11 protein-coding genes are annotated in these 17,839 nt (G+C 61.8%); 8 read left to right on the top strand and 3 right to left on the bottom strand.

Features of this window, described 5'->3' with window-relative positions:
- Positions 1-8: 8 nt before the first annotated feature.
- Both purE and AC3WRD_RS24805 read right to left on the bottom strand, forming a co-directional pair.
- The gene (purE, locus tag AC3WRD_RS24810; RefSeq protein ID WP_007954291.1) at positions 9-500 is read right to left on the bottom strand and encodes a 5-(carboxyamino)imidazole ribonucleotide mutase; all 492 of its coding nucleotides are present in this window, start codon (positions 498-500) and stop codon (positions 9-11) included.
- 212 nt (positions 501-712) lie between these two features.
- A complete protein-coding gene (locus AC3WRD_RS24805; protein WP_096817154.1) occupies positions 713-1,621 on the bottom strand; it encodes a LysR substrate-binding domain-containing protein in 909 nt (302 codons plus the stop codon).
- 180 nt (positions 1,622-1,801) lie between these two features.
- Between AC3WRD_RS24805 and aspA the strand changes: the two genes are divergently transcribed.
- The 8 genes from aspA (at position 1,802) to AC3WRD_RS24765 (ending at position 16,253) form a co-directional block, all read left to right on the top strand.
- Entirely contained in the window at positions 1,802-3,226 is a 1,425-nt protein-coding gene (gene aspA, locus AC3WRD_RS24800; protein ID WP_096817152.1) for an aspartate ammonia-lyase, read from the top strand.
- A 429-nt stretch (positions 3,227-3,655) separates the two neighbouring features.
- On the top strand, positions 3,656-5,101 hold the full coding sequence (locus AC3WRD_RS24795; protein WP_102620659.1) for an alanine/glycine:cation symporter family protein: 1,446 nt from the start codon (positions 3,656-3,658) through the stop codon (positions 5,099-5,101).
- Positions 5,102-5,200: 99 nt separating this feature from the next.
- Positions 5,201-6,205, top strand: coding sequence for an asparaginase (locus AC3WRD_RS24790; RefSeq protein ID WP_102620658.1), 1,005 nt, complete (start codon positions 5,201-5,203; stop codon positions 6,203-6,205).
- 87 nt (positions 6,206-6,292) lie between these two features.
- Positions 6,293-7,285 (top strand): AraC family transcriptional regulator, encoded by a 993-nt coding sequence (locus AC3WRD_RS24785; protein WP_102620657.1) that lies wholly within the window; start codon positions 6,293-6,295, stop codon positions 7,283-7,285.
- 72 nt (positions 7,286-7,357) lie between these two features.
- On the top strand, positions 7,358-9,247 hold the full coding sequence (locus AC3WRD_RS24780; RefSeq protein ID WP_102620656.1) for an ankyrin repeat domain-containing protein: 1,890 nt from the start codon (positions 7,358-7,360) through the stop codon (positions 9,245-9,247).
- 164 nt (positions 9,248-9,411) lie between these two features.
- The gene (locus tag AC3WRD_RS24775; RefSeq protein WP_007954279.1) at positions 9,412-10,437 is read left to right on the top strand and encodes a histone deacetylase family protein; all 1,026 of its coding nucleotides are present in this window, start codon (positions 9,412-9,414) and stop codon (positions 10,435-10,437) included.
- Positions 10,434-11,534: a polyamine ABC transporter substrate-binding protein gene (locus AC3WRD_RS24770; RefSeq protein WP_102620655.1), complete on the top strand. Its 1,101-nt coding sequence runs from the start codon at positions 10,434-10,436 to the stop codon at positions 11,532-11,534. The genes AC3WRD_RS24775 and AC3WRD_RS24770 overlap by 4 nt, the downstream gene beginning before the upstream one ends.
- 117 nt (positions 11,535-11,651) lie before the next feature.
- Positions 11,652-16,253, top strand: a complete 4,602-nt coding sequence (locus tag AC3WRD_RS24765; RefSeq protein ID WP_102620654.1) for a dermonecrotic toxin domain-containing protein — start codon at positions 11,652-11,654, stop codon at positions 16,251-16,253.
- Here the strand turns inward: AC3WRD_RS24765 and pdxR are convergent.
- Entirely contained in the window at positions 16,250-17,803 is a 1,554-nt protein-coding gene (pdxR, locus tag AC3WRD_RS24760; RefSeq protein ID WP_102620653.1) for a MocR-like pyridoxine biosynthesis transcription factor PdxR, read from the bottom strand. The two genes, AC3WRD_RS24765 and pdxR, sit on opposite strands and share 4 nt — an antisense overlap.
- Positions 17,804-17,839 lie beyond the last annotated feature (36 nt).

Genomic DNA, 17,839 nt, shown 5'->3' with positions numbered 1-17,839 from the left:
CAACAACCTCAGGCAATACGTGGGTCTGGATTGTCCAGGACGCTGTCTGTCTGCTCGGCACGGAAGGTCTTCAGTACCGCGTGGAATTGTGGATGCTTGGCGCCCAGGATGCTCGCAGACAGCAAGGCTGCGTTGATCGCGCCCGCCTTGCCGATGGCCAGGGTGGCAACCGGGATGCCGGCCGGCATCTGCACGATCGACAGCAGCGAATCGACGCCCGAGAGCATCGCCGACTGCACCGGTACGCCCAGCACCGGCAGGTGGGTCTTGGCCGCACACATGCCTGGCAGGTGGGCTGCGCCACCGGCACCGGCGATGATCACCTCGATGCCGCGGCCTTCAGCCTCTTCGGCGTACTGGAACAGCAGATCCGGGGTGCGGTGGGCAGAAACCACCTTGACCTCGTACGGGATGCCGAGCTTTTCCAGCATATCGGCGGTGTGGCTAAGGGTGGACCAATCGGACTTGGAGCCCATGATCACGCCAACCAGTGCACTCATCGTCGCGCCTCTTCTCTCTGGGCGCCCGCAGGCGCGTCAAAAACAACAAGCCACGCAGAATGCGTGGCTTGTTGTAGGAAAAATGGCCGGACGAACCGGCCGAAGGCCGCGCAGTATACCGCAAAGAAAGCAATAAACAGCCCCCGATGCGACCATCTGTCAAATGAGCCAAAGCCCCGGTTTTATTGACTCAGAGGTCAGCGCCAGCGCATTCAGGAAGATTGTGCCGCACCGCCTTCAAGCTTGCGCCACAACAACCGTACATTGGCCTTGCGCACCAGCGCGCAGCGGTACAGGCGAATTTCCAGCGGCACGTGCCATTGCGGGCCGCCGCACACCACCAATTCGCCACGGGCGAGCTCATTGCGCACGCTCAGTTGCGGCACCCAGGCAATGCCGAGGCCTTCGAGGGCCATGCTTTTCAGGCTGTCGGCCATGGCGGTTTCATAAATAGTGGTGAAGCGCAGCGCACGCTGGCGCAACAAGCCGTTCACCGAGCGCCCGAGAAACGCCCCGGCGCTGTAGGCCAGCAACGGCACACTGGCCTCGCCTTCAAGATCGAACAGCGGTTTGCCATTGGCATCCGCCGCGCACACCGGAAGCATTTCGGTCTGCCCCAGGTGCAGCGACGGGAAAATTTCCGGGTCCATCTGCATCGCTGCGTCCGGGTCGTAGAACGCCAGCATCAGATCGCAGCCACCTTCACGCAGCGCGTGCACGGCATCGCCGACGTTGGTCGCCACCAGCCGCGTGGCGATGTTCAGGCCTTCGTTGCGCAGTTGCGCGATCCAGCGCGGGAAGAAACCGAGCGCCAGCGAGTGCGCCGCCGCCACTTGAATCACTTCGCCCTGCCCGCCTTCCAGATGATGGAGGTGGCGCAGCACTTCGCCGAGCTGTTCGACCACCGTGCGCGCGGTCACCAGAAACAGTTGCCCCGCCGCCGTCAGTTCGACCGGCGTGCGCGAGCGGTTGACCAGCGTCAGCCCGAGCGCCGCCTCCAGGCTGCGGATCCGCCGACTGAAGGCCGGCTGGGTCACGAAGCGCCGTTCGGCCGCCTGCGAGAAGCTGCGGGTGGCGGCCAGAGCACTGAAGTCCTCGAGCCATTTGCTTTCCAGATTCATCACGTCCTCCCGGACACGCACCAAAACAGGTCACACGTCTGCCGCGCACGCGGCGTCACACGGGCATTATGCCGAATGTGCATAGGGCAGTGTTTAACAGCATTGGCCCAAAATTTCCCACAAGCCTAGCATTCGCAGCGTTCCGGCACAGACCGGGTCCATATCGAGATGATTTCTATCATGTCCTCCGCTGCATCATTCCGCACAGAAAACGACCTGCTTGGCGCCCTCGAAGTCCCTGCTCAAGCGTATTACGGCATCCAGACCCTGCGAGCGGTGAACAACTTCCGTCTCTCGGGCGTTCCGATTTCGCACTACCCGAAGCTGGTTGTCGGCCTGGCAATGGTCAAACAGGCCGCTGCTGACGCCAACCGTGAGCTGGGTCACCTGAGTGAAGCCAAGCACGCTGCCATCAGCGAAGCCTGTGCACGTCTGATCCGCGGCGATTTCCACGAAGAGTTCGTGGTCGACATGATTCAAGGTGGCGCCGGTACCTCCACCAACATGAACGCCAACGAAGTGATCGCCAACATTGCTCTGGAAGCGATGGGTCACCAGAAAGGCGAGTACCAGTACCTGCACCCGAACGACGACGTCAACATGGCGCAGTCGACCAACGACGCCTACCCGACCGCGATCCGCCTGGGTCTGCTGCTGGGTCACGACGCGCTGCTGGCCAGCCTCGACAGCCTGATTCAGGCATTCGCGGCCAAGGGTCAAGAATTCAACCACGTCCTGAAGATGGGTCGTACCCAGCTGCAAGACGCCGTGCCGATGACCCTGGGTCAAGAGTTCCGCGCTTTCGCCACCACCATGGGCGAAGACCTGGCCCGTCTGAAGACGCTGGCCCCGGAACTGCTGACTGAAGTGAACCTGGGCGGCACTGCGATCGGCACCGGCATCAACGCCGACCCGCGCTATCAGGCCCTGGCCGTACAGCGTCTGGCACTGATCAGCGGTCAACCGCTGGTTCCAGCCGCCGACCTGATCGAAGCCACCTCCGACATGGGCGCCTTCGTGCTGTTCTCCGGCATGCTCAAGCGCACCGCGGTCAAGCTGTCGAAGATCTGCAACGACCTGCGCCTGCTGTCCAGCGGCCCGCGTACCGGCATCAACGAAATCAACCTGCCGGCGCGTCAGCCAGGCAGCTCGATCATGCCAGGCAAGGTCAACCCGGTTATTCCGGAAGCCGTGAACCAGGTGGCATTCCAGGTCATCGGTAACGATCTGGCGCTGACCATGGCAGCCGAAGGCGGCCAACTGCAATTGAACGTGATGGAGCCGCTGATCGCCTTCAAGATCCTCGACTCGATCCGTCTGCTGCAACGCGCCATGGACATGCTGCGCGAGCACTGCATCGTCGGCATCACTGCCAACGAAGCGCGCTGCCGCGAACTGGTCGAACACTCGATCGGCCTGGTCACCGCACTGAACCCGTACATCGGCTACAAAAACGCCACCCGCATCGCCCGTATCGCCCTTGAAAGCGGCCGCGGCGTGCTGGAACTGGTGCGCGAAGAAGGTCTGCTCGACGAAGCCATGCTCGCCGACATCCTGCGCCCGGAAAACATGATTGCTCCGCGTCTGGTGCCTCTGAAGGGCTGATCCGACGCGTTACTTGTAGCACCGCTCACCAGGTCGAGGGACTAGACACCTCTCACCTTTTGAGGGCTTGGAGATCATTCTCCAAGCCCTTTTTTTTAACTATTTGAAAGGACAAACGTCTTCTGTGGGAGCCATCCCGCAAAAGCCCGACGCCGGTAACGTCGGGTGTTTCAAAGCCTCGTTTCGTCGCTTGCACCACAACCGTGCAGACGGGCGCCGCACTGATCGGTATAGTGCCGCCCCTCTTCGCGTGAGCGGTCGTCGGTAACGAGGCCATAACCCATGCGAAACCCGAACTAATAACAAACCCGCGAAATGGAACCGGGACGAAACCCTCGCCTCGCCTGTCGTGCCGAACGCACACCGGTGTAACGCGATGTTTCCGACCATCCAGTATTTGCTTACACAAAAAACAGCGAGGAAAAATCCATGCTCGAAGTCATCAACGACTTCCTCTCAGGGAAAGTACTGATCGTGCTCATTGTCGGGCTCGGTAGCTACTTCACGATTCGCTCGCGTTTCGTTCAATTGCGTCACTTCTTCCACATGTTCGCGGTGTTCCGCGACAGCCTCAAAGGCAGCGCCGGGCAACTCAGCTCGTTCCAGGCCCTGATGCTCAGCCTCGCCGGCCGCGTCGGTGCAGGCAACATCGCCGGTGTCGGCATCGCCGTGACCCTCGGTGGTCCGGGTGCGGTGTTCTGGATGTGGGTGACTGCACTGGTCGGAATGTCCAGCAGCTTCTTCGAATGTACCCTGGCCCAGGTCTACAAGCGCGCCGATGGCGACGGCCTGTACCGTGGTGGCCCGGCCTACTACATCCAGCACGGCCTGAAGCTCAAAGGCATGGCGGTGGTGTTCTCGATCCTGTTGCTGGTCACCTACGGCTTCGCCTTCATTGGCCTGCAGTCCTACACCGTGACCCACTCGCTGCAAAACGCCTTTGCGTTCGACCCGCAACACACCGGTATCGTCCTGGCAGTGCTGCTGGCCATCACCTTCATCGGCGGCATCAAGCGCATCGCTTCGGTGTCCGACCTGCTGGTACCGATCAAGACCCTGGCCTATATCGGCGTGACCCTGTACGTGATCGGCACCCAGATCGAACACGTGCCAGCCATGCTGGAAACCATCTTCAAGAGCGCCTTCGGTCTCGACCCGGCCTTCGGCGGCCTGCTCGGCAGCGCGATTGTCATGGGCGTGAAACGTGGCGTATTCGCCAACGAAGCGGGCCTGGGCAGTGCGCCGAACGTCGCCGCCGTGGCCGCCGTGAAGCACCCGGGCGCTCAGGGCGTGGTTCAGGCTTTCAGTGTGTTCCTCGACACCTTCGTGATCTGCACCTGCACCGCGCTGCTGATCCTGCTGTCGGGCTTCTACACCCCGGGCTTCGAAGGTGACGGCATCGTCCTGACCCAGAACTCGCTGGCCGCCGTGGTCGGTGACTGGGGTCGCATGTTCGTCAGCGTCGCGCTGTCGCTGTTCGTCTTCACTTGCATCCTCTACAACTACTACCTGGGCGAGAACAGCCTGCAGTTCCTCACCCGCAACCGCGCTGCGCTGATGACTTTCCGCGGCCTGGTGCTGGCGCTGGTGGTCTGGGGTTCGATGCAGGATCTGTCGACCGTGTTCGCCTTCGCCGACATCACCATGACCTGCCTGGCCTTCGTCAACCTGATAGCCCTGGCCATGCTGTTCAAGGTCGGCATGCGCGTGATGCGTGACTACGACGAGCAGCGCCGCGCCGGCGTCAGCCAGCCAGTGTTCGACTCCAGCAAATTTACCGATCTGGACCTGGACCTGAAGGCCTGGCCGACCAGCCCGTCGGTTGCTGCCAAGGCTGACGCTCAGCCGCAAGGCATCCCCGCAGCGCAACGCTGACCGGGTAAAAACCGGGCGCAGGTCTTGCGCCCGGCGTGACACAAGCGGCGGTCGGCGTCATGCTCGACCGCATGCTGTCTTCGTTCAGGAGAACTCCCCATGAATTCCTCGACCTACCCTGCCGCCCAGCACGTCATGGTGCTGTACACCGGTGGCACCATCGGCATGCAGGCCAGCGCGAACGGCCTGGCCCCGGCTTCCGGTTTCGAAGCGCGGATGCGCGATTACCTGCACAGTCAGCCTGAGCTGGTGGTGCCGCAGTGGCGCTTTCGCGAGATGTCGCCGCTGATCGACAGCGCCAACATGACCCCGACCTACTGGCAGCAACTGCGTGAAGCCGTCGTCGACGCCGTTGATGTGCAAGGCTGCGACAGCGTGCTGATCCTGCACGGCACCGACACCCTGGCCTACAGCGCCGCCGCCATGAGCTTCCAGTTGCTCGGCCTGCATGCCCGCGTGTGCTTCACCGGTTCGATGCTGCCGGCCGGCGTCACCGACAGCGACGCCTGGGAAAACCTCAGCGGCGCGCTGGTCGCCCTCGGCCACGGCCTGGCGCCGGGTGTGCATCTGTATTTCCACGGCGAGCTGCTGGCGCCGACCCGTTGCGCGAAAGTGCGCAGCTTCGGCCGTCATCCGTTCAAACGTCTGGAACGTCAGGGCGGCGGCGTGAAAGCCACCTCGCTGCCAGCCGCGCTGAACTACAACCAGCCCAAGCAACTGACCAGGGTTGCGGTGTTGCCGCTGTTCCCGGGCATCGGCTCCGGGATCATCGACGGCCTGCTCGACAGCGGCATTCAGGGTCTGGTGCTGGAGTGCTACGGCAGCGGTACCGGGCCGAGCGACAATCCAGAGTTCCTCGCCAGCCTCGGCCGTGCGCGGGATAAGGGTGTCGTCGTGGTTGCGGTCACGCAGTGCCATGAAGGTGGTGTGGAACTGGATATCTACGAAGCGGGCAGCCGCTTGCGTGGCGTTGGCGTGTTGTCCGGTGGCGGCATGACCCGTGAGGCAGCGTTCGGCAAGTTGAATGCTTTGCTGGGTGCAGGCCTTGAAACGGCCGAAGTGCGGCGCCTGGTCGAACTCGACCTGTGCGGCGAACTCATCTGATCGCAACAAGCTGTGGGAGCCCCTCTGCTCCCACAGCCCGGCATGCAACTTGCTGCCGTTTCCAGCATCCCAAGGCTGGAAGATCTTATGCTCCACTCCCACCTCACCACACTCAATGCGGTCTCGTTGATCCTCAACACGTTCAAGACCGAAGGCTTGTCCAGTGAAGCGCTGCTCGCCGGCAGCGGCATCAGCGCGGCGGACCTGAGCCGGGCCGACACCCGCATCACCACCAATCAGGAGATGCAGGTCTGCGCCAACGCAGTCGCGCTCAAGCACGACATCGGCCTGGAACTGGGCCGGCGCATGCACGTTTCCTGCTACGGCATCCTCGGTTACGCGCTGCTGACCTGTGCCACCTTCGGTGACGCTTTGCGCCTGGCGATCCGTTATCCGGCGCTGCTGGGAACACTTTTCGAGCTGAGCCTGGAGGACGACGGCGAACGCATCTGGTTCGTCGCTGCCGATTACCGCGAAAGCCCGGGGATGGCGGTGTTCAACGCGGAGTTCTGTCTGGTGTCGCTGAAAGTCATCTGCGATGACCTGCTCGGCCATCCACTGCCACTACTCGCCACCCGTTTCGAACACGCCGCGCCGGATTACCGCGACAGCTACGCCGAACATTTCAACGCGCCCCTGCACTTTGGTGCCAAGGACAACGCCTTTGCCTTCGACCGGCGCTGGCTCGATCAGCCGCTGCCGCTGGCCGACATCATCACCCACCAGGCCATGGCCGAACGTTGCCGCAAACAGAACACCGAGTTCACCGGCAGGCAGGCGTGGCTCGGGCGGATCCGCCAGTTGCTGACCGCACAACTCAACGCCGCACCGGGGCTGGAAGGTCTGGCGCAACAGATGAACTGCTCGCCGCGCACCTTGCGCCGGCATCTGAAAGACATGGGTTGCAGCTATCAGGAGCTGCTCGACGAACTGCGTTTCGAACGGGCCAAGCAGATGCTTTGCGAAGATCAACTACCGATCTACCGCATCGCCGAGACCCTGGGTTTCAGCGAGACCGCGAGCTTCCGCCATGCGTTCGTGCGCTGGAGCGGTGTGGCGCCGAGTCAGTTCCGCGCTTGAGATAAATCAGGCATCGCACAACTGACTGCACTACATTACGCGGCCCGCCCCCATTGCCGGTGTTTTTGCTTGATGCTTCTTTTCCGTCGCTATTCACGCCTTGCCTTGCTCGCTGCACTGTTCAACCTGCCATTGGCCGCGCAGGCCATCGAACTGAACTGGTGGGGGCTCCCGCCGCACTCGGTGGTTGACGCACCCGAATATGGCAAAACCATCATTCCGATCCCCGCCGCGGCTGAAACGCCCGGAGTTGCGAAACCTCTGACAGGCTTGCTCAGCAGCTTTCGCGGTCTGTTCTACCTGAACGTTTACAGCGATGAGAACTACCGCGAACGTGTGCACAAACTGGGACCGATCCCATTGCTCACCGCCGAAGAGTTTCACAGTTGCATCACCGAGTTTCAGTACATGAATCTGAGCTCGTCGGCCATGCGCACCGACATCGCGCCGGGTATCGTGGTCGATACCCTGAGTTTCGACTGTGTCAAAACCAGTGGCTGGGAAACCAAGCGCTACCTGCTGATCGACTGGCGCACGCCCGGTGAACCATTGATGGCGTTGGGACGGGTGCGCAACGATCACCTGCTGTCGTTCCAACCGCTGCAGGAAACTTCTGCAACCGTGCTCGACACCTGGCTCAAAGGCATCGAAGGAGCCCGGGACGCCATGCGTTACAGCGTACCCGATGCCCCTCTGAGTATCGAAGTCGATCCACAGCCCTACCAGGCTGGCGACGGCGCCCTGCAACTGTGGGAGCTGCACCAGCAACTGAGCAAGACCAGCGACAAAGGCCCTGGACTGAAGAAGGTCGATGAGCTGTTTTTGAACCAGGACTTTCGCCGAATCGGTGCCGATCAGAAAGACTTCCCCGGCCAGCTCAACGACATTGCTTACTGGAAAAGTGAACTGGCGCCAGACGAAGCTTCCCGGCAATGGCTGCTGGAAGTAGCACGTCGCGCACCACAACGCATTCCGGTCTATCTCAACCTCGCGGATCAGGCCTGGAAAGGCTATGAAAAAGCACCCGCCTACACGACCCAATACGCATTGGCGCAGGAGTATTACCGGATTTACTGCGGTCTGCGCCTGCAGCGAAATCTGAGCGTTCCGGAGCGCGTGGTTCAGAGGCTGGGACTAGCCCGGGCCGAACCTCAGGCCTGCCAGGCACAATGGCCATTGATCGAGGCCGTGGACCAGCAGGACGAACCGCGTGTACGGCAGTTGCTCGACAGTGGCCTCCAGGCCAAAACCCTGGCCGAGGACGGCCGAAGTGCCTTGTTGCACGCACTGGATGCGCCGAACTTCACCATCGCCCGCCTGCTGCTCGACCGTGGGGCTGAAACCAGCGGCATCAACGGCAGCGAGCCGCTGGTGATGCAAGCATTCAACAAAGACCTCAAAGCCGACAAGGATCCGCAACAGGGCCGGCGAACCGAGTTTCTGCTCAATGCCGGCGCCGCCATCGACGAGCCCGATGCGCGGGGTGAGACCCTGCTGATGCAACGTACATCGGGTAAAGATGACGAGCTGTTCAACTGGCTGCTCAAGCATCCTCAGAACCTCGATCGCCGACAAAGCAAAGAACAGAGAACCGCGTTGTACGAAGCGATCTACCGCAACAACTATTCGGCAGCAAAACGTCTGGTTGAAGCCGGTGCGCAACTGAATCTTGTCTACCCTGCCGGACGTTGCCATGAACGAGACCGCCTGGATTCGGTTCTGTACCTCCTCGCCAGCCAGGCCCCCAGAGGCGACATGGATCGAGAGATCGACCACCAGCAGGTCCTTGAGCTGTTCACGCTGATGCTGGAAAAAGGGGCCGACCCAACGCTGGGTGAGCCCTGTACGGACGATGCCTACAGCGCATTGCGCAAGATGCTGGAACAACGACAGCGTCCGGATTGGCTTGAGGTACTTGATCGCCATCAAGCCGCCATTGGCAAAACCGCGACTCGCCTCTGAATCCGAACGGCGCCCCTTCCTGGGGCGCCTTATCCGTCCAAGGGGCGAATTTCGGTCAGTTCTTTTGGCCATATCGATCCCCTTTTGGCCGCTCCTGACGTTCTCCGATTGGCCCCGCGCCGCAACACTGGGGTCAACCGAATCAGCCCTGCGGAGAACAACAAATGCTGACGATCTACTCTGACGATCACCACCTGCACCATGGCCGCTGCGAATTGATCGACGGCCAGCTCAAGCCTTGCTTCGAGATGCCGTCGCGCGCCGACCACGTGCTGCAACGGGTGAAAAACCAAAACCTCGGCCCGGTCGAAGCACCGAAGGATTTCGGCCTCGGGCCGATCGAGCGCATCCACAGCCGCGACTACCTCGACTTCTTCAAAGGCGCCTGGGCGCGCTGGACCGAATTCAACACCGACGGCGACTTGCTGCCCTACACCTGGCCGGCGCGCACCTTGCGTCAGGTCAAGCCGACCAGCCTGCACGGCCAGCTCGGTTATTACAGCTTCGACGGCGGCGCGCCGATCACCGCCGGCACCTGGCAAGCCGCGTACAGCGCAGCGCAAGTGGCGCTGACCGCACAAGCGGAAATCCAGCGCGGTGCGCGCGGAGCCTTCGCCCTGTGCCGTCCGCCGGGACACCACGCCGCCGGCGATTTGATGGGCGGCTACTGCTACCTCAACAACGCCGCCATCGCTGCGCAGGCATTCCTCGATCAGGGCCACAAGAAAGTCGCGATCCTCGACGTCGACTACCACCACGGCAACGGCACCCAATCGATTTTCTACGAGCGCAGCGATGTGCTTTTCACCTCGATCCACGGCCACCCGGAAGCGGAATTCCCGTTCTTCCTCGGTTATGAAGATGAGCGCGGCGAAGGGGCCGGTGAAGGCTTCAACTTCAACTATCCGCTGCCGGCGGGTTCCGGCTGGGATGTCTGGAGTGCGGCGCTGGATCAGGCCTGCCAGGAGATCGACAACTACGGCGCCGACATCATCGTCGTGTCGCTGGGCGTCGACACCTTCAAGGACGATCCGATCTCGCAGTTCAAGCTCGACAGCCCGGATTACCTGGCCATGGGCAAGCGCATCGCCGCTCTCGGCAAACCGACCCTGTTCGTCATGGAGGGTGGCTACGCGGTGGAAGAAATCGGCATCAACGCGGTGAACGTGCTCGAAGGTTTCGAACAATGAACAGACTCAAGCACTTCATCGCTCCCGCGCTTTGTGCGGCACTACTGAGCGGCGCCGCACACTCCGAAGAACGCACCCTGCGCGTCTACAACTGGTTCGACTACATCACCCCCAAGGCACTGGAAGATTTCAAGGCGCAGAACAGTCAGACCAAACTGGTCTACGACATCTTCGACACCAACGAAGCACTGGAGGCCAAGTTGCTGACCGGCAACTCCGGCTATGACGTGGTGGTGCCGTCCAACGTGTTCCTGGCCAAGCAGATCGAAGCCGGGGTGTTCCAGCCGCTGGATCGCAGCCAGTTGCCGAACTGGAACCACCTCGATCCGAAACTGATGAAGCTGATCGAGGCCAACGACCCGGGCAACAAGTTCGCCGTGCCTTACATGTACGGCACCATCCTGATCGGCTTCAACCCGGCCAAGGTCAAGGCTGCACTGGGTGACAACGCGCCGGTGGACAGCTGGGACCTGATCTTCAAGGAAGAGAACATCAGCAAGCTCAAGCAGTGCGGCGTCGCCCTGCTCGACTCGCCATCGGAGATCCTGCCGCTGGCCCTGCAACACCTCGGCCTCGACCCCAACAGCAAGAACCCGGCGGACTATGCCAAGGCCGAAGCCTTGCTGATGAAGATTCGTCCGTACGTGACCTACTTCCATTCGTCCAAGTACATGGCCGATATCGCCAACGGTGACATCTGCGTCGCGGTCGGTTATTCGGGCAGCTTCTCGCAAGCCGCCAACCGCGCCAAAGAGGCGAAGAACGGCGTGGTGGTCGACATGCGCCTGCCGAAGGAAGGGGCGCCGATCTGGTTCGACATGCTCGCCATCCCGAAAGGCGCGAAAAACTCGCAGGACGCCTACACCTTCATCAACTACCTGCTGCAACCGCAGGTGATCGCGCCGGTCAGCGACTTTGTCGGTTACCCGAACCCGAACAAGGACGCCACCGAACATGTCGATCCGGCAATCCGCAACAACCCCAACCTGTACCCGACGGATGCGGCGATGAATACGCTCTACACCCTGCAACCGTTGCCGCGTGATGCGGAACGGGCACGCACCCGGGCGTGGACCAAGATCAAGTCCGGCACCTGACGCGTAACAACTCACCAGACCCGCACCCGCGGGTCTTTTTTTGTCTGCGAGATCTATGTACCGCAGCGTGCCGTGGCCGGAATTTTAATGTGCCGGTTTTCCCCCATGGACACGACCATGACTGAACCTGCCGCCATCACTACGCCCAGCGTTTCCCCTCCCTTGCTGAAACAGAGCCGGCTGGTCGAACTGACCGGCCGGGGCTACTCGCTCCATCAAGTCGCCTCGGCGCTGTTGCGCGAAGCACTGATAAAAAGCCATCCCGACCAACACATCGATCCGGATCGCACGATGCTCGCGACGCCTCTGCGCGAAACCGATGACACACAGAACGCCACCGGGGTCTTTGCCTTCGAATCCCTGACCCATGCCTTTATCCAGCACTGTTTGAACAGAACCACGGCCGATTACATCGAAGGCGAGCACTTCCTGACCCGCACACCCGACGCCACTCCGCCCATCCTCCTGCCGGTGAGCATGGACGACGTCACCTCGCTGGTGAACGACCTTGCACCGTTTCTGTTCCTCGAATACCAGCAGCGCCAACTCGATTACTGGAATGAGTCCGCCGGCACCCAGCCGCGCTGGCAAGAACTGTCCGACCTGTTGTGTTCGGCCGCGAATGTGCAGACGGCCAGTGGCTGGGATGCCGACGAGTGCGCACTGGCGCGATTTGTTGCGCAGCATCCGGATCGGGCAGAACGCTCGACAGTGAACAGCGATTTCAGCGGGCTGAAAGCCTGCCTGATGGACATCGACCTGGTTGACGGCAAGGACAGCACGCACCTGCTCATTGCCGGCGCACTGGTGCTGACTGCCACCGTCAAACAGCGGCAACGGATCCTGATGTACACCGTTGCCGATGGCTATGAGTCCTTCGAGTCGCTGGTCGCGCTGGGCGAAACATTGCCACAGCGACTCGATCCCGAGCTGTCCGAGCGCTCCCTGAAATGGCGCCTGATCGAACCCGAAGGGCATATCTTCGACGCCGTTGCACAGGCGCTGATCAGCAATCAGCTTGGCGCGATCGAGGCACTGGACCCCGCCAACCAGTCGATCAGTGCCCATGCCTCCCCCGCAAGACAGAGCCGCGGCCGTTTCAATCCGCTCGAACGAGCCCGGCTCGACCAGTTGGAAGAGGCCGTTCCCGATTGGCTGCAAGCCGGCTCCCTCCATGATCTGCAGGACTACAGTCGCTACATTGCCGAGCTCGGCACCTTGCGTGACGACGTCGAGAAGGGTGTTTTCAGGGATGACGACATTCCCCTGATCAAGCCCTACGCCGAACGCCGCATGCGCGAAGCAATCATCGCCGACAAAAGCGCCGAGGGCGCCGCCGGACTGCCTCTGGAACACCTGCGGATCAGTGTGACCAACAGCCTCGAAACCGGTGGCTTCACCCTGCCCAATCCATTTGACCGAATACACGAGACCCTGGGTGAGTTCGCCCTGCAAAACGCCCCGCCCTACCAAGCCACGATCGCCTTCGATAATGACCGAGCCGTACCTGCCTGGCTGACTGTGGACTTTCTCACCACAATCGCGGAAAAGGTCGACATCGGCGGTCATTACCCGCAACTGATCAAACGCGCACTGATCGATGACCCGATCCGGGCGGGCGAGCAAAAGACCCGCTACATGCGCCAGCTGCCGACACTCCTGCCGATGCTTGCACTGGAATGCAAGCTCAAGCACCAGGGCGACGTCGATCAGCAAGGTTATGACTACGTCTGCCAATTGATGGATGCCATCACCCGCAAACTTCCAACAGCCGACCACTCGGTGACGATCCGTCCGTTGGCATTCGTCCCTCGCCGCCGCTTGAGCAGGCGTTCGGACGTTGTCGCCAACATGTTCATCATCTGTCCGCGAGACCATACCCAGGGCCCTTGCCTGTTGTACCGGCCGCTGCTGGACACACCGTTGATGCAGTTCGCCTCTCTGCAAAACCTGATGTACGCGCTGTATCAGGATGGCGAACTGCGCAATTCGGTACTGGCCTGGCTGGGCAGTGCAGCACTGAGTTTCGAGTACTCGCAGTACGCCTTCCCGGTCGGCCTGCCCTCGCCGTGGATCGTCACTCAACTGGCCACCGAACCGTTCATGCACCTTGACCTGACCGGCCCGATCGAACTGGCGGACACCCCCCTCGGCGGCGACATCCTTGCCTCGCTGTACACCGCCAACAGCCAGGCACTGGTCGATCTTGCAAACCGCCAGTCGCAGTCCAACAGCGAACGACGCTGGGCACTTCTGGCGGACAGCGGCTGGGCGATGTTCAGCGTTGCTGCGAACTTCATGAGCGGCGCGGCGGGTACCGCCGTCTGGGTCTGGCAGACCATCACGCAGATCCAGCAGGCGATCGATACCCATGAACGCGACGACACCCTCGTGGCCTGGCAATCCACCGCCGATGTTCTGCTGACGCTCGGCATCATCCTGACCCAACGCGTCGTGGCGCGACGCAACCGCTCGTGGCTGCCACACCAGAAGGAATCCCGCGAAACGGCCCGACTGTCGCCGGAGAAAGAGGAGTCCGCACCAGAAGTCACACCGTCAGTCACGCTCGACCCGGTTGCCATCACTGGCGAGGTGCCTGCCGGGCATCTCACTCAACTCGAACAGGGGACACTGCTGCGACCCGACTCCAGCGCACGCTTCATCGCGATGCTCGACCGCTTCAAGATCTCCGCACCTGACTTGAGCGGGAAACGAGCCTCACCGGTCACTCACCTGTACACCCTCGACGGCAAGACCTGCGCCCGGGTCGGCACGCGCTGGTTCCAGGTGATCGCCCGGGCAGACGAGCCGGTGCACATCGTCGATCCGGCCGATCCACTGCGTATCGGCATGGCGCTGACATACGATGAAACTACCGAGCAATGGCACTGGGACCCGAAACTGCGCTTGCGCGGCGGCATGCCGAAAAGCCGGATCGAGGCGTTCCGCCGCTCCAAAAAGCAGTCAATGGAGGCTGCCTGGTCTGAGCTGGAGCGATTTGAAGCCCGCGAAACCGAGGCGAAAACACAACTGCTGCGAGCGCTGGTGGCCCTTCCACGGGACACCAGCGAAGCCGGATTCGAGCACTCCGCGTCCATCTATCTGGACAGGGCCACGAAGCTGGGCAATGAGTACACCCAGGCGCTGGACCAACTCGAAAACTGGCGTCTGGCGGGTGGCGGTGGCTCGGTACACCAGGCCAGACTGATGAGCCTGACCCTGGGTCAGCACCGCTGTTTCGGCTCGTGGCTGCGGGTGAAAATGCGGATGTACGCCAAGACCACACAGATCTTTGTCGACAGCGCGAACCAACACACACTGGTACCGCGCAAGCAACAGATCGAAATCGCCACCGTCGCCACCGCGTTGAGCGACGAAATGATTGGCACCCTACAGACCCTGGATCGCTCGCTCCAGATATTGAACAGCCATTCAGCCAAGGCCAGAGAGGTGGCCACGAGGCTGGAATTGCTGCTGCCAGACTTCAACACACTCGATCTCAAGGCCAATGAAATCGGCATGTCCTACGAGCGCTGTGTGGAGGAGACGCCGGGAGCCGCCATGGACGCCGCCCGCGCCGCGATCGGGATCATCACGGCCACGGCTGCCGATGCCAGTCATGAGCTGATCCTGCTGAGTAAAACCGCGGTGATCGCGGATGGACAGCCGGCGCGGATCGAACGTTTATCGCAGTGGAACGACCTCTTCGCCAGCCTCGGTGAACGCGTGGAGCAATTGCCTGCGGCCCATCCCGGCCAGTTCGTCCAGGCCAGGCTCGACAGGATTCGCGAGCTGATCGGCGAGTTTCATGAAGTGGCCCGCGAACGCCTGACCACAGAATTGCCCGAACCGGAAGAACGACCCGCCCCCGTCAAGTCCCGGCCGCAGCCTTCAACGTCGCAGCCGAAAGTGAAGGTGAGCAAAAGTCGTCCACGCCCCGAAACAGGTGAGTCAGCCCCCATGGCCCAGAGCGGCGAGTCGGAGGCCGAGACATCGTTCGTCAAACTCACCGCGCAAAGACCCGAACCGACGGCGCCCGCCGATGACGAGGATATTGTTTCAGCGGCAATGGCGCTTGAAGCGAACATCGAGAGCTTCAACAGGAAAACCCGCGAGGACGCCAAGCGACCGGGGCGTATTCCCGCTGACATCCGCGACATGTTCGAACAGCAAGTCGACCGCCTCAAACAGATGGCCATCGACGTCGACAGCGCGATCACCCGAAGAAAAAATGCCAGGAAGGATCCTTGGCCCATCGCCTCCCTCATCCCAAGCCTGCGCGAAGGCGCAACCCGCACCCACGCCGACGGCATTGCGACCTACGCAGCCATGCTCAAACAACGCAAACCTCGGGAAACCTATTTCCACTGGCTGCACGACAACGGGCAGGTCAACGTGATCAAGGACCCACGCGGACGCATTCGCACCCGGTATCGCGGGGACTACTTTCAGGAGTACCGGATTCTCGACAAGGCCAACGCAAACAAACCGCTATGGGTCGCGCACTTTCATTACGACCAGCTCGGGGATGCGGATGAGCTGTACACCATTGCCCATCTGAAATTCGCCGATGCGTATCTGCAAACGCTGGATGACAAAACCCGCCAGACACTGGACACCTTCGACGCCGTCGACAATGCGCTACGGCGTATCGTCGATCCGCAGGTGCGCGACCTGTTCCTCAAACCACAGGCCGACGCTCGACCGAAAGATGATTAACTGCGCCAGACTTCGCGCAAGCGGGCCAGAGCCGACTCGATCGCCGGCTCCGGCACCGCCGCAAAACCCAGCACCAGACCGGCGCGCTGATCGATCGGCGTCGTCGAGTCCGGCAGCCAGTACTTGCTCAAGCCGTGGATTTCCACCTCGACGCTGGCGGCCTGTTCGATCAGTTGCTGTTCGCGGGCCACGCTGTCGACCGCCACCGTCAAATGCAGTCCGGCGGACACGGCCGGCAGTTCGCCGACACCCGCCAAACCCTGGGGCCAACCATTGATGAGCGCATTGCGCCGGCTGAGTGCAGCCCGGCGCATCCGCCGGATGTGCCGCTGAAAGTGCCCGGCCGCCATGAACTCGGCCATCACCGCCTGGGTGCTCACCTCGGAATGCCGGACATCCACTGCGCGACGTTGCGCAAACGCCTCCACCAACCCCGGCGGCAACATCAGATAACCCAGGCGCAGCGCCGGGAACGCGACTTTGCCGAAGGTGCCGACGTACAAGACGCGACCCTGGCGGTCGAGCGCAGCCAGCGGAGCCAAGGGGGCGCCGGTGTAGCGATACTCGCCGTCGTAATCGTCCTCGACGATCCAGCCACCGGTGCGCTCGGCCCAGGCCAGCAATTCCAGGCGTCGCGCCAGGCTCATCACCACCCCTGTCGGGTATTGATGAGACGGCGTGACATAAGCCACCCGACAATCTTCGGCGGCAGACAGCGCTGCGCAATCGATGCCCTCCTCATCCACCGCAATGCCGTGCAATCGACCGCCGGCCAGCGCGAAGGCATGCCCCGCTGCGCGGTAGCCGGGATTCTCGATGCCCACGCCGGCGCCAGGCTCCACCAGCAACTGTGCACAAAGGCTGATTCCTTGCTGTGCGCCACTGGTGATCACAATTTGCTCAGCGGAGCACTGCATGCCCCGCGAACTGCGCAAATAGGCAGCGATCAGTCCGCGCAGCCGCGCATCGCCCGCCGGGTCGCCGTAACACAGTTGCTGCAAATCGGGTTTACGCCAGAACGCCGCATTCAGCTTGGCCCAGACGTCGAACGGGAACAGATCGAACGCCGGAACACCCACCCTGAAAGCCCGTGGCGGACCACTCGGCGGCGTAGGTAAATGGTTCTGTTCAAGCCGCTGCATCGCACCGCTGTGGATAACTTTGCTGGATAAATCCCCAGTGGAATCGACCGGTTTTGTGGATAAGGCTGTGGGTAAGCCTGTTGAAAACCCTGTGGATACTTTTGTGGATAATTTTTTCGTCGGTGTCGTCGATTGGGGCAACTGCGCCACATAAGTACCGTCCCCGACCCGCCCTTCGATAAAGCCTTCGGCATACAACTGATCGTAAGCACGCACCACGCTGTTGCGGGAAATCGTCAATGCCGCCGCCAGATCGCGACTGGCCGGCAGGCGTGTGCCGCTGGCCAGGCGTCCGTCGAGCACCCGCAGGCGCAAGGCCTGATAGAGCTGACGGCTCAGGCCTTTGCGGCGATCGAGTTCGATGCCGGCAGGGTTGAACGGCAGCGACAGCGTGGTCGAATCGGGCATGGCAATGGACCTATGAAATTGGTCATCAATGGCTCT

The sequence above is a fragment of the Pseudomonas sp. FW215-R2 genome, from assembly GCF_058789255.1.
This window is presented reverse-complemented; position numbering and strand designations above follow the sequence as displayed.